General features: G+C 70.9%; 10 protein-coding genes. 4 read left to right on the forward strand and 6 right to left on the reverse strand.

What is annotated here, in order from left to right; all coding sequences use genetic code 11:
* The first annotated feature begins 133 nt into the window (after positions 1-133).
* Both OG736_RS17565 and OG736_RS17570 read left to right on the forward strand, forming a co-directional pair.
* A complete protein-coding gene (locus OG736_RS17565) occupies positions 134-583 on the forward strand; it encodes a hypothetical protein (protein ID WP_327183292.1) in 450 nt (149 codons plus the stop codon).
* 69 nt (positions 584-652) lie between these two features.
* Positions 653-2,254 carry an alginate lyase family protein gene (locus OG736_RS17570; RefSeq protein ID WP_327183293.1) on the forward strand — a complete coding sequence of 534 codons (1,602 nt, stop codon included), beginning with the start codon at positions 653-655 and terminating at the stop codon, positions 2,252-2,254.
* Between the two features lie 131 nt (positions 2,255-2,385).
* Here the strand turns inward: OG736_RS17570 and OG736_RS17575 are convergent, their stop codons facing one another.
* Positions 2,386-3,918 (reverse strand): MFS transporter, encoded by a 1,533-nt coding sequence (locus OG736_RS17575; RefSeq protein ID WP_327183294.1) that lies wholly within the window; start codon positions 3,916-3,918, stop codon positions 2,386-2,388.
* A 65-nt stretch (positions 3,919-3,983) separates the two neighbouring features.
* On the reverse strand, positions 3,984-5,306 hold the full coding sequence (locus tag OG736_RS17580) for a DUF445 domain-containing protein (protein ID WP_442817047.1): 1,323 nt from the start codon (positions 5,304-5,306) through the stop codon (positions 3,984-3,986).
* A 214-nt stretch (positions 5,307-5,520) separates the two neighbouring features.
* Between OG736_RS17580 and OG736_RS17585 the strand changes: the two genes are divergently transcribed.
* Positions 5,521-6,882 (forward strand): SGNH/GDSL hydrolase family protein, encoded by a 1,362-nt coding sequence (locus OG736_RS17585; RefSeq protein WP_327183296.1) that lies wholly within the window; start codon positions 5,521-5,523, stop codon positions 6,880-6,882.
* A gap of 55 nt (positions 6,883-6,937) precedes the next feature.
* Here OG736_RS17585 and OG736_RS17590 read toward each other — a convergent pair whose 3' ends face one another.
* Genes OG736_RS17590 through OG736_RS17605 form a run of 4 tightly spaced genes read right to left on the reverse strand, consistent with a single transcriptional unit; the run spans position 6,938 to position 10,420 of the window.
* Positions 6,938-7,765, reverse strand: a complete 828-nt coding sequence (locus tag OG736_RS17590) for a DUF1707 SHOCT-like domain-containing protein (protein WP_327183297.1) — start codon at positions 7,763-7,765, stop codon at positions 6,938-6,940.
* Positions 7,766-7,774: 9 nt separating this feature from the next.
* Positions 7,775-8,779 (reverse strand): ABC transporter ATP-binding protein, encoded by a 1,005-nt coding sequence (locus OG736_RS17595; RefSeq protein WP_327183298.1) that lies wholly within the window; start codon positions 8,777-8,779, stop codon positions 7,775-7,777.
* A gap of 26 nt (positions 8,780-8,805) precedes the next feature.
* A complete protein-coding gene (locus tag OG736_RS17600) occupies positions 8,806-9,570 on the reverse strand; it encodes an ABC transporter permease (protein ID WP_327187631.1) in 765 nt (254 codons plus the stop codon).
* A gap of 49 nt (positions 9,571-9,619) precedes the next feature.
* Complete coding sequence (locus OG736_RS17605; protein WP_327183299.1) at positions 9,620-10,420, reverse strand: ABC transporter permease; 801 nt, start codon at positions 10,418-10,420, stop codon at positions 9,620-9,622.
* Between the two features lie 243 nt (positions 10,421-10,663).
* Between OG736_RS17605 and OG736_RS17610 the strand changes: the two genes are divergently transcribed.
* Entirely contained in the window at positions 10,664-13,090 is a 2,427-nt protein-coding gene (locus tag OG736_RS17610) for a transglycosylase domain-containing protein (RefSeq protein ID WP_327183300.1), read from the forward strand.
* Positions 13,091-13,095 lie beyond the last annotated feature (5 nt).

Below are 13,095 nucleotides of genomic sequence, written 5' to 3' on the forward strand. Positions count from 1 at the left end.
CCGGTCCCTGATCGCCGCACCTCGCACCTCCACGCCCTCCCCTCCGCCCCCGCCCCGCCCCCTGGCGAGAACCCGTCGCCCTCTGGCATTTCCGCCGCTTCTGCGGGACGCGCGCGCCGCCTAGCGTCGGTGCGTGACCAAGTTCCTCCTCGCCGTGCACGTCCTCGCCGCGATCGTCGCGATCGGGCCCGTCACCGTCGCCGCCAGCATGTTCCCGCCCGCCGCGCGCCGCGCCCTGGCCGCGCCCGACGACGCCCGCGCGGGCGAGACCGTGCGGCTGCTGCACCGCATCTGCCAGGTGTACGCGGCCGTCGGTCTCGCCGTCCCCGTCTTCGGGTTCGCCACGGCGGGCGCGATGGGCGTGATGGGCGACCCCTGGCTGATCACGTCGATCGTGCTGACCGTGCTGGCCGCGGGTGTGCTGCTGGTCCTCGTGCTGCCCCGGCAGGAGGTGCTCGTCGAGGGCGCGGGAGCGCGGGAGACGACGGTCCGACTCGCCATGTTCACCGGGGTGTTCAACCTGCTGTGGGCGACCGTGACGATCCTGATGATCGTCCGGCCGGGGTCGACGACAGGCGCCTGACCCGGGGCCGGCTGCCGACCGCCGACCAGGTTTTCGTTATCGGCCCGGCCCCTCGTCCGTCTCCCCGGCATGCATCTGCAACCGCACCTGACCCGACCCGGACAGACCGGCCTCGGTCGGCTCAGCCGCTACGAGACCGGCAGCCATCAGATCAGCCGCCGCGGCCTGCTGAAGGCCGCGGGCACGGCGGCCGGAGCCGTCGGTGTGGCCGCGGCCCTCCCCGCGGCCCCCGCCGCCGCCGTCGGATACGCGCACCCGGGCCTGCTGCACACCGGCGCCGACCTGGCCCGCATGGCCGCCAAGGTGAAGGCCGGCGCGGCGCCCTACACCGCCGGATACGCCCGGCTCGCCGCCAACCGGCATGCGCAGAGCGGCTGGACGGCCAACCCGCAGGCGACCGTGTACCGGGGTTCGGGCTCGCCGCAGAACTACACGATCCTCTACAACGACCTCCACGCCGCCTACCAGAACGGCCTGCGGTTCCACGTCAGCGGTGAGAGCGCGTACGCCGACACGGCCGTAGCGATCCTCAACGCCTGGTCGGCGAAGCTCACTTCGCTCGCGGGCTCGGCCGACCGGTTCCTCGCGGCCGGGCTCTACGGCTACCAGGCCGCCAACGCCGCCGAACTCGTCCGCGACCACGCCGGCTTCGAGCTCGAACGCTTCCGGAAGATGCTGACCACCGTCTTCTCGCCGCTCAGCGAGAGCTTCCTCGTCGGGCACAACGGCGCCGTGATCACCAACTACTGGCCCAACTGGGACCTGACCGCCATGGCCTGTGTCCTCGCCACCGGCATCTTCTGCGACGACGGTGCCAAGGTGGAACAGGCCGTCGAGTACTTCAAGAACGGCTCCGGGCTCGGCGCCGTCAGGAAGGCCATCCCCGTGGTGCACGACGACGGTCTCGCCGAGTGGCTGGAGGCGGGCCGGGACCAGGGGCACGCGCTGCTCGGCGTCGGCCTCATGGGCACCTTGTGCGAGATGGCCTGGAACCAGGGCATCGACCTCTACGGCTACGACGACAGCCGTTTCCTCAAGGGCGCCCAGTACGTGGCCAAGTGGAGCCTCGGCGGCGACGTCGCCTACACGGCCAACACCCGGGCGAAGGGTGCCGTGGGCGGCTGGTCGGGCAGCGAGACCGCCTCCGGCGCGGCCGGCGCCGACCCGGCGATGACCCGGCCGATCTGGGCGATGATCGCCAACCACTACACCAAGCGCCGGGGGCTGTCCGCGCCCTACCTCACCCGCATCGCCGCCAAGGCGTCACCCGAGGGCGGCGGCGGGGACTACGGGCCCAACAGCGGCGGCTACGACCAACTCGGCTTCGGGACGCTGGCGTTCACCCGGGACAGATCGACGACGAGTGCGGGCGGCTCCTCGACCGGTCCGTCCCCGTCGGTGTCCTCCTCCCCCTCCTCTTCCCCGTCCGTGTCCGCGTCCGGTGCCGCGGCATCGGACGGATCGGGGGCGCCCTCCGTCTCGGCGGCGCCGGCCGGGACGGAGGCCGCCGCCGCGAAGAGCGGCGGCCTCGCCTCCACCGGCTCCACCGACCTCGTCGCGTGGACCGCGGCCGCCGGCCTCACCGCCCTGGCCGGCGGCCTGCTGTTGCTGCGCCGACGGGGCCGGACCAGGGACGGCGCCGAGGGCAGGGCCGCGGGCGGGACCGAGTAGGAGGCGCCGAGGGCACCCGCGTGGGGCACCCGTGTGCGCGACCGCGTGCCCTCAGGCGGTGGCCTTCACCGGCCCGCCCGGCATCGACCCGCCCGGTGTAGACCCGCCCGGTGTCGTCGCCTCACGTGCCCTCAGGCGGTGGCCTTCCGCGACCCGCCCGGGGTCGGCCCGCCCGGTGTCGTCGCCTCGCGTGCCTTCGTCGCCGCCGCCGTCAGCGGCCGGGCGATGTCCTCCAGGGAGCGTCGCTCGGCCTTGACCGCCAGGAACACCGCCACCACACCCGCCGCGCACATCAGCGCCGCGCCGATGCAGAAGGCGAGGACCGTGTCGCCGACCTTGCCCGTGTCGGTGAGCTCCGCGAACAGCAGGGGGCCGCTGATACCGCCCGCTGCGGTGCCGAGGGCGTAGAAGAAGGCGATGGACATCGCGCGGGTCTCCATGGGGAAGACCTCGGACACCGTCAGATAGGCACTCGACGCACCCGCCGACGCGAAGAACAGCACCGCGCACCAGCAGGCCGTCATCGTCGTCGCGGTCAGCGAGCCCTGGTCGAACAGCCATGCCGTGCCGAACAGCAGCACACCGGAGAGCAGATACGTCGAGGAGATCATCACCCGCCGGCCCACCGTGTCGAACAGCTTGCCCAGCAGCAGCGGACCGCAGAAGTTGCCGATGGCGATGACGGCGAAGTAGTAGCCGGTGTTGCCGCTCGGCACGTCGAAGAACTTGGTCAGGATCGCGCCGAAGCCGAAGGTGATCGCGTTGTAGAGGAAGGCCTGCCCGATGAAGAGGGAGAAGCCGAGGACCGCGCGGCGCCGGTAGGAGGAGAACACCGTGCGGGCGATCTCGACGAAGGAGACGCTGCGGCGCTGGTGGATGGTGAGCTCCCCCTCGGCCCGGGGCAGCCGCTCCCCGTTCTCCTCCTCGATCTGCCGTTCGATCGAGGTGACGATCTCCTCGGCCTCCCGGTCCCGGCCGTGGATCAGCAGCCAGCGCGGGCTCTCCGGGACGTGCCGTCGTACGAGCAGGATCACCAGGGCGAGGACGGCGCCCAGCGCGAACGTCAGCCGCCAGCCCACGTCCGCCGCGAAGATGTCCGTGTTCAGCGCGACGATCGACAGCAGCGAACCGGCGACCGCGCCCAGCCAGAAGCTGCCGTTGATGATCAGGTCGACGCGGCCCCGGTACTGCGCGGGGATCAGCTCGTCGATCGCGGAGTTGATGGCCGCGTACTCGCCGCCGATGCCGAAGCCGGTGAGGAACCGGAAAAGCAGGAACCACCAGGTGTCGAAGGAGATCGCGGTCAGGGCGGTGGCCGCCAGATACACCGCGAGGGTGATCATGAACAGCTTCTTGCGGCCCCACTTGTCGGTCAGCCGGCCCCAGAACAGGGCGCCGACACAGGCGCCCGCCACGTACAGCGCGGCCGCGATACCGGTGACCTGCCCGGAGGTGATCGGCAGGCCGCTTCCCGGCTCCGACAGCCGGCTCGCGATGTTCCCGACGACCGTGACCTCCAGGCCGTCCAGGATCCACACGGTGCCGAGTCCGAAGACGATGGTCCAGTGCCAGCGCGACCAGGGCAGCCGGTCGAGGCGGGCGGGGATGTCGGTGGTGATCGTGCGGTCCTTCTCGGCCGGCACGGCGGCGTCTGCGCTGGTCATGGGCTCCCTCCTCGGCACGCTCCCCATCGGGCGGCACGCGGATCAGGTTCCCGCGACCGGCCGATTCACGCCCCGAGCGCGCGCGCCACCGTGTAGATCAGCAACCCGGCCAGCGAGCCCACCACCGTGCCGTTGATCCGGATGAACTGGAGGTCGCGGCCGATGTTGGCCTCGATCTTGCGGGTCGTGTGCTCCGCGTCCCAGCCCGCGACCGTGTCGGTGATCAGGGAGGTGATCTCCTTCCGGTACGTCGTCACCACGTGCACCGCCGCACCCTCGACCCAGCTGTCCACCTTCTCCTGGACCTTGCGCTCGGTGGCCATCCGGGCCCCCAGGGACAGGAGCGAGGCCCGCACCCGCAGCCGCAGCTCACTGCGCTCGTCCTCGGCCGCCGCGACGATCATGGAGCGCACGGCGGTCCAGGCGGACGCGATCAGGTCCTGCACCTCGCCCCGGCCCAGCACCTCGCCCTTGAGCCGCTCCACCCGCGCCCGCGTGTCCGTGTCGGACTGGAGGTCGGAGGCGAAGTCGGTGAGGAACCGGTCGAGGGCACCCCGGGCCGGATGGGACGGCATGTCCCGCATCTCCCCGCAGAACCGCAGCAGCTCCTTGTAGACGCGCTCACCGATCCGCTTGTCGACGAAACGGGGGGTCCAGCCGGGCGCACCTCCCTCCACCGCGCCCATCACCGAGTCGCCGTGCAGCACCAGCCAGTCGTACGCCCGGGTCACCACCAGGTCCACGGCCCGCCGGTGACCGCCGTCCACGACGACCTTCTCCAGCATCTTCCCGATGCCCGGCGCGATCTCCTGCGCGTCCGCACGACGCGTGATCGCCTCCCCCACCACCGCCTGCACATCCGAGTCGCGCAGCACCGTCAGCGCGCCCCGCAGCGCCGTCGCCAGCTCGGCCGTCACCCGGTCGGCGTGCTCCGGATCGGCCAGCCATGCGCCCAGCCGGGTGCCGATGCCGACCGCGCGCAGCCGCTGCCGTACGACGTCCTCGGAGAGGAAGTTCTCCCCGACGAACTCACCCAGCGAGACACCCAGTTGGTCCTTCTTGTTCGGGATGATCGCGGTGTGCGGGATGGGCAGTCCGAGCGGGTGGCGGAAGAGCGCCGTGACCGCGAACCAGTCGGCGAGCGCACCGACCATGCCCGCCTCCGCGGCGGCAGCCACATAGCCCGCCCAGGGGCCCGCGCCCCGATGGGAGGCCCACTCGGCGAGCACGTACACCACGGCCACGAACAGCAGCAGCCCGGCCGCGGTGAGCTTCATCCGGCGCACCCCGCGCCGCTTCTCCTCGTCGGCGGCGCTGAAGACGGCCATCGTGCGCGCCGCCCTGGTGCCGGCCGGCCGCTCCGCTTCCGTACGATCCATCCGTTCCATCCGTTCCGGTCGACGCCCCGTGCCACCCGTGTCCCGCACGCAGATATTGTCCCTGCTTGACCGACTCCTGGAACGGAACAAGAGTTCCCGGCGTCTCTCAGGCGGGGAGCTCAACGGCGAACTCCTGCGTGAACGCATCACCGTATGAACGCATCCACGCACGACCGTATGACCCGGAGCCGCGCCGCTCCCTTCACCGAGGAGAACCCCCAGCATGACCAGGCCACACGTTGGGGCTGTGGGGGTGTCCCCCACAAGACACGGCGCCCTCCTGTCGGCGATCATCGCCCTGGTCGTGGGCCTGTCCGCCGCCATATACGTCTCCGCCGCCTCCGACCACGGTCCCGGACTCGACCCCCGGGCCGTCACCCGCGCCGCGGCACCCGGCCCCGGCAGCGCCGCCCCCATCTCGACGGGCGTCTGGGTCGGCACCTGGGCGGCCTCCCCGGTCAGCGGCGAACCCGGCACCGAGACCGACGGCATGGCCGGCCGCACGCTCCGCAACGTCGTACACACCAGCGTCGGCGGAACGAGTGCCCGCGTCACGCTGTCCAACCTCTACGGCACCGGACCGCTCACCGTGACACACGCCACCCTCGCCGTCGCGGCCGGCGACGGGAGCGCGGCGGCGGTCCCCGACACGCTGCGCCGGCTCACCTTCGGCGGCGCCACCACCGTCGTCGTCCCGGCCGGCGGGCAGACGGTCAGCGACGCCGTCACCGTCGCCGTCCCGCACGACTCAGACGTCCTGGTCAGCACCTACTCCCCCACCTCCGCCGGACCGGTCACCTACCACCCGCACGCCCGGCAGACCAACTACGTCGCCGAGGGCGAGTCCACCGAGGACGTCAGCGGCGCCGCGTTCACCGGGGCCGGCGACCGCTGGCGCTACCTGACCGCCCTCGACGTGCTCAGCAACGAGGCCGACGGCACCCTCGTCGCCCTCGGCGACTCCATCACCGACGGCGTCACCTCCACCGCGGGCGCGAACCGCCGCTGGCCCGACGTCCTCGCCGACCGGCTGCGGGCGAGCGTCGCCACCGACGGGGACACGCCCCGCTACGGCATCGTCAACGAGGGCATCAGCGGCAACCGGGTCCTCGCCGACGACTCCCGCCGCGGCGCCGCCGCCGTCAACCGCTTCGAACGGGACGTCCTCGGCCGCACCGGCGTCAAGGTCGTCGTCATCGACCTCGGCATCAACGACATCCTGCGCGACCCGGGGCTCGCCGACCCGCAGACGGTCGTGGACGGCCTGCGGACCCTCGTCGACCGGGCCCACGCCCACGGCATCAGGGTCGTCGGCACCACCCTCACGCCGTTCCGCGGCCACCGCGGCTACAACGACGGCCGCGAGGACGTACGGCAACAGGTCAACCAGGCGATCCGCGCGGACGGGGTGTTCGACACGGTCGTCGACCTCGACCGGGCGCTGCGCGACCCGTACGACCCGCGCAGCCTGCGCCCGGAGTACGACTCGGGCGACCATCTGCACCCCAGCGACCGGGGCTACCGCAAGATGGCGGAGACCATCGACCTGGCGAAGCTGGCAGGAGCGGCACCCGCCCGACTGTGACATCCCCCGAGCCCCGCACCGGGCTCAGCCCGAGCGAGCGGATCCCGGGGCGGGCTCAGTCCTCGTAGCGGCGCTCCCGCTGTTCCTCGCGGGGCCCGGACCCTGCGCCGTGGCCCCGGCCGAGACCGTGCCCGTGCAGGAGGTCCTTGTGGCCCTCGAGTATCCGGCGGTGGGCCTCACCCTCGTCGTCCCGGGACGACGACTGCAGCTCGCGCTTCGCCGCCTTGCGGTCCAGCTTCTCCTGCCGCCGGACGGCCCGCGTCTTCTTGCGCTCGATGCCGACCCCACCCCAGAAGGCGAACCCGCCGACGACCACCCGCGGCGCGCCCGGGTCACCGGGAACACCGGTCTCCCGTTGGTCGAAGCCGCCCATCACACCGATCCCGCGGACCACGACCTCGACCCCCGGCGGCACCGTGATCTGCACCCCGCCCATGATCGCGACACAGTTGATCTCGATCTCACCGGCGGCGAAGTTCGCCTCACGCAGGTCGATCTCCCCGCCGCCCCAGAAGGCGAAGCAGTTGAAGCGCCGGGGGGCCGTCCAGCGGCCCCTGCGCTGGAAGCCGGACATCACGGCCACCGCCCAGGCCGACGAACCCTCGCCGCCCACGATCCGCCCGGCCCAACCCCCCTCCGCCAGCGGCTCCTTGTGCAGCGACACCAGGGGCGGCGGCGTGACCCCGGCGACCGGCAGATCCCGGGTGATCGGCGCCAACTCCCCGTACGTGCGCGCCTTGTACGTCTCCTCCAGCCGCTCCTCGAACTCCGTCATGTCGAGCCGGCCCTCCGCGAGGGCGTCCCGCAGGACCTCGGCGACCCGCTCACGATCGGCGTCGGAGGCACGGAGATCCGGCAGGCCCGGGGCTGCGTCGTCGGTCATATCAGCAGCCTACGAGTTCCCGGGCGCCGGCACTACGGTCTCCCTCGCGGTCTCCCGGTCCTGGTACATCCTGGCGATCACGGCCTCGATGTCCGGCTCCCGCACCGACAGGTCCACCAGCGGATACTCCGCCGCGATCCGGGCGACGAGCGGAGCCGCCGACTCCGACGCCGGGAACGCCAGCCACTGCCTCGGCCCGTCCACCTTCACCACCCGCGCCGCCTCCCCCACCTCGACCGGCGGCAGCTCCCGCTCCAGGTCCACCACCAGCGTCCGCTCGCTCTCCCCCGCCTCGTGCAGCCCGGCCAGCGCACCGTCGTAGACCAGACGACCGTGGTCGATGACCATCACCCGCGAGCAGAGCTGCTCGATGTCCTGGAGGTCGTGCGTGGTGAGCAGGACCGTCGTACCGCGCTCGGTGTTCAACTCGCGCAGGAACTCCCGCACCCGCGCCTTGGAGACCACGTCCAGACCGATCGTCGGCTCGTCCAGATACAACACCTCGGGATCGTGCAGCAGCGCCGCCGCGATGTCCCCGCGCATCCGCTGGCCGAGCGACAGCTGACGCACCGGCACCTCCAACAGCGCCGACAGGTCCAGGAGTTCGACCAGCCGGTCGAGGTTCTCCCGGTAACGGCCGTCCGGGATCCGGTACATGCGATGCATCAGCCGGTAGGAGTCGATCAGCGGAAGGTCCCACCACAGCGTCGTACGCTGCCCGAACACCACCCCTATGCGATGCGCCAGCCGCGTCCGCTCACGGGACGGGTCGATCCCGGCGACCCGCAGCCGGCCCCCGCTCGGCGTCAGGATTCCCGTCAGCATCTTGATCGTCGTCGACTTCCCCGCGCCGTTCGGCCCGATGTAACCGACCATCTCACCGCGCGCCACGGTGAACGAGATCGCGTCCACCGCCCGCACCCGCCGCAGCTCCCGCTTCAGAAAACCGGTCCTCCTGCGCACGTCGAAGACCTTCTCGACCCGGTCCACCTCGATGAACGCGCTCTCCGACACCGTCGCACCCTCTGACACGCTCGCCCTCAACTCCCCGTACTCCGATACGTCCGCAGCCCCGCCCGCCACGCCAGCCCCGCCACCGCACAGCACGCCACCGCCACCAGCGGCGGAGCGAACGCCGCCCACTCCGGCAGCCCCAACGGATACGGCCGCCCCAACACATGAGCCGCCGGAACCCAGTTGACGAACGCCAACGGCAGCACGAACGTCACCCCGCGCACCAGCTCCGTACCGAACACGGTCGGCGGATACTGCAACAGCGTCTGACCGCCGTACGTGAACGCGGCCTGCACCTCGGACGCGTCCTGCGCCACGAACTGGAACGCCGCGCCCGCCACGAACACCGCCGCGAAGATCAATCCGCCGCACACCAGCATCACCGGCACCAGCGCCACCTTCACCGGCGTCCAGGCGACGTCCAGCGCCACACACGCGTAGCCCAGCACCAGCGCGCCCTGGATCAGCCGGGCCACCCGACGCAGCGCGAACCGGTCCGCGGCGACCTGGGCCAGCACCGGCGCGGGCCGCACCAGCAACGTGTCGAGCGTGCCGTCCCGCACCCGCGAGCCCAGCCGGCCCGCCGAACCGATCGACAGGTCAGCGAGCCCGAACGACGTCGCCGACAACCCGTACAGAAACGCGACCTCCGGCAGCGTGTACCCGCCCAGCACATCCACCTGCGAGAACATCAGCAAGATCGCGACAAAGTCCAGCCCCGTCACCAGCAGACCACCGACCACGGTCAGCACGAACGACACCCGGTAGGCCAGCGTCGAACGGATCCACATCCCGGCGATCAGCCGATAGGCCCGCAACCCCTCCACCAGCCGGCCACCCTCACCCACCCTGCACCACCACCCGCCGCGTCGCCGCCCCCTGCACCAGCCGGCCCACCGCCAGCAGCACCACCGCCCAACCCGCCTGGAACGCGAACGCCAACAGCGGATCCGTCCGCCCCATCAGCACGTCCGCGGGCATCTGCAACAACGCCGACCACGGCAGCAGCGTCACGATGTCACCCAGCGGCTGAGGAAACGCGTTGAGCGGCAGCGCCATCCCCGAGAAGAACATCCCGGTGACCATCAGCACCTGCACCGCGCCCGTGCCGTCCATCAACCAGAACCCGCTCAACGCCACCAGGAACCGGATCCCGTAACTGACCACCATCGCCAGCACGATCGTCACCGCGAAGGCCAGCCAGATCACCGGATCGTGGGGCAGCGCCGTCGGAAAGAACAACGCCCCGAAGACGAACGGCAGCACCCCGCGGCCCAGCAGCTGGAACAACGCCCGCCCCAGATCACCCGCCAGCCACCACGCCTGGAGATCGGCCGGCCGGTACAGGTCGATGGCGACCTCACCCGTACGGATCCGCTCCATCAACTCGGTCTCGAATCCGCCGCCCTGGATCGCGAGCGTCGCGAACAGCGCCTGCCCCAGCCACACATAGGTGACCGCCTGCGCCTGGTCATAGCCCCCCAGGTGCGGCCGCTCGTCCCACAACGCCAGATATGTGTAGACGAGGATCAGGCCGAAAACGGTATTGGTGAACACGCCCGCGGCCGTCGCCACCCGATAGGTCGCGTACCTTCTGAAACCCCCCGCCGCGACGGTCGCGTACAACCGCGCCGATCCCAAGGCAACCGTCCTCCTCGCCCGCTAGTCATCCTTGGTGCCCTCTTCGACACCGAAACGCAGGAGCCTAGTGCGCCGCTCCGGCCACGTGCCACGCGTTTTCCGGGCACGAGGTGTGACCGAACGCGCGCCGATTGTCGGGAACGGAACGCTTGGTGCGAGAGTCTTCAACAGGGGACGCAGAAGGCGTACGAGGCTTACGAGGCGTACGGGAACGTACGACGCGAAACAGGAGTCCAGCAACACATGAGTGACGAGCCACAGCCGCAGCAGCCCACCGAGGGCTCGGCACCCGGAGCCCCCGAGGCGGGTGACGGAGGAAGTGGCGAGGGAGGCAAGAAGATGAAGCGACCCAAGCGCACCGGACTGCGCCGGCTCCTGCCCACCTGGCGGATGGTGCTCGGCACGTTCGTCCTCGGCGTCCTGGTGCTCGCCGGGCTCTTCTTCCTCGGCTACTCCATGGTCAAGATCCCGCCCGCCAACGCGCTCGCCACCAAGCAGTCCAACGTCTACCTCTACGCCGACGGCACCGAGATCGCCCGCGACGGCACCGTCAACCGCGAGAACGTCGACCTCTCCCAGATCTCCAAGGACGCCCAGCACGCCGTCCTCGCCGCCGAGGACCGCGACTTCTACACCGAGTCCGCCATCGACCCCAAGGCGATGCTCCGGGCCGGCTGGAACACCGCCACCGGCAAGGGCAAGCAGTCCGGCTCCACGATCACCCAGCAGTACGTGAAGAACTACTACCTCGCACAGGAACAGACCGTCACCCGCAAGGTGAAGGAGTTCTTCATCTCCATCAAGCTGGACCGCGAGACCTCCAAGGACGACATCCTCGAGGGCTACCTCAACACCAGCTACTTCGGCCGCAACGCCTACGGCATGCAGGCCGCCGCCAAGGCGTACTTCGGCGTCGAGGCAGCCAAGCTCACCCCCGCCCAGGGCGCCTACCTCGCCGCCCTGGTCAACGCGCCCAGCGAGTACGACATCATCGCCCACCCCGAGAACAAGGCCGCCGCCGAGGCCCGCTGGAACTACGTCCTCGACGGCATGGTCACCAAGGGCTGGCTCAGCGAGACCGCCCGCACCGGCATGAAGTTCCCCGCGGTCAAGGAGACCTCCGGCGCCGACACCGGCATGTCCGGACAGCGCGGCTACCTCGTCAACGCGATCAAGGACTACCTGCGCGACAACAAGATCGTCACCCAGGACGAGCTCGACGCCGGCGGCTACCGCATCACCACCACCATCGACAAGAAGAAGCAGGACGCCTTCGTCGACGCCGTCAACGACAAGCTGATGAAGAAGCTCGACAAGAAGAACCGCAAGGTCGACACCTACGTCCGCGCGGGCGGCGCCGCCGTCGAGCCCAAGACCGGCAAGGTCCTCGCCCTGTACGGCGGCATCGACTACGTCAAGCAGTACACCAACAACGCCACCCGCCAGGACTTCCAGGTCGGCTCCACCTTCAAGCCGTTCGTCTTCACCTCGGCCGTCGAGAACGACTCCGAGACCCAGGACGGCCGCCCGATCACCCCCAACACGATCTACGACGGCACCAACAAGCGCCCCATCCAGGGCTGGTCCGGCGGCACCTACGCCCCCGAGAACGAGGACTACGTCAACTACGGCAACATCGACGTGCGCACCGCCACCGACAAGTCGGTGAACTCGGTGTACGCGCAGATGGCCGTCGACGTCGGCCCCGCCAAGGTCAAGCAGACCGCGATCGAGCTCGGCCTGCCCACCGACACCCCCGACCTGCAGCCCTACCCCTCCATCGCCCTCGGCACGGCCAACGCCAGCGTCCTGGACATGGCGGAGGCCTACGCCACCCTCGCCAACCACGGCAAGCACGGCACGTACACCCTGATCGAGAAGGTCACCAAGGACGGCTCCGACGTGGTGGACCTGCCCGAGCAGAAGTCCTCCCAGGTCGTCAGCCGCGAGGCCGCCGACACCACCACCTCGGTCCTGCGCAGCGTCGTCCAGAACGGCACCGCCACCGCGGCCCTCGCCGCCGACCGGCCCGCCGCGGGCAAGACCGGCACCGCCGAGGAGGACACCGCGGCCTGGTTCGCCGGCTACACCCCCGACCTCGCCACCGTGGTCGCGGTCATGGGCCAGGACCCGCAGACCGCCGCCCACAAGTCCCTCAAGGGCGCGATGGGCCTGCCCCGCATCAACGGCGGCGGCGCACCCACCGAGATCTGGGCCCAGTTCACCAAGAACGCCCTGAAGGGCGAACCGGCCACGGACTTCAACCTCCAGATCCAGGAGGGCGGCGAGCAGTCCGCCTACCCCTCGACCCCGCCCTCCGAGGACGAGCCCACCGACGACGAGTCCGACGGCAGCTCGCCGGACACCGACGCCACCAAGGGCCAGACGCAGGGCCAGACCCAGGGACAGACGAACGGCGGCACGACCAACGGCGGCACCACCGGAGGCACCACCTCCGGCAGCACCACCGAGGGCGGCACGACCACCGGCAACACGTCGGCCGGCACCACCGACGGCGGCACGGCGACCAGCGGAACGAGCTCGGGAACCAACTCCGGCACCACCGACGGCAACACGTCCACCGGCACGTCGGACGGCGCGACCGGAGACACCGGCACCACGGTGGGCACGACGACCGGCCCCCAGCTGACGGCCACGGGCTGGGACTGACGTCC

The organism is Streptomyces sp. NBC_01334, assembly GCF_035983595.1.
GTDB classification, from domain to species: domain Bacteria; phylum Actinomycetota; class Actinomycetes; order Streptomycetales; family Streptomycetaceae; genus Streptomyces; species Streptomyces coriariae.